The organism is Roseomonas sp. 18066 (genome assembly GCF_902706185.1).
Taxonomy (GTDB): Bacteria; Pseudomonadota; Alphaproteobacteria; order Acetobacterales; family Acetobacteraceae; genus Pseudoroseomonas.
This window is the reverse complement of record NZ_CACSJM010000395.1, coordinates 1-407: the sequence shown is the minus strand read 5'-3', so window position 1 is coordinate 407 and position 407 is coordinate 1. Positions and strand designations below refer to the sequence as shown.

1 rRNA gene is annotated in these 407 nt (G+C 55.5%); it reads right to left on the bottom strand.

Annotation, left to right across the window (positions count from 1 at the left end):
* Positions 1-407, bottom strand: a 23S ribosomal RNA gene (locus GVN67_RS29395); the annotation flags it as partial.

The window sequence follows — 407 nt, the reverse complement described above, 5'->3', positions numbered from 1 at the left end:
CTCGCAGGCTCATTCTTCAAAAGGCACGCCGTCACCAGAATCAGACTGGCTCCGACGGATTGTAAGCACACGGTTTCAGGTACTATTTCACTCCCCTCCCGGGGTTCTTTTCGCCTTTCCCTCACGGTACTGGTCCGCTATCGGTCATTAGGGAGTATTTAGGCTTATCAGGTGGTCCTGACAGATTCGCACGGGATTTCTCGGGCCCCGTACTACTTGGGATACTCTCACAGGCGGCACAAACACATTACGGTTACGGGACTAACACCCTCTCTGGCCGGCCTTTCAAAACCGTTCACCTATGCGCGCACATCACACCCCACCAGCCCGGCAGAACTGGTATGGAAAGTCCCACAACCCCGACCATGCAACGCCCGCCGGCTATTCACACATGGAACGGTTTAGCC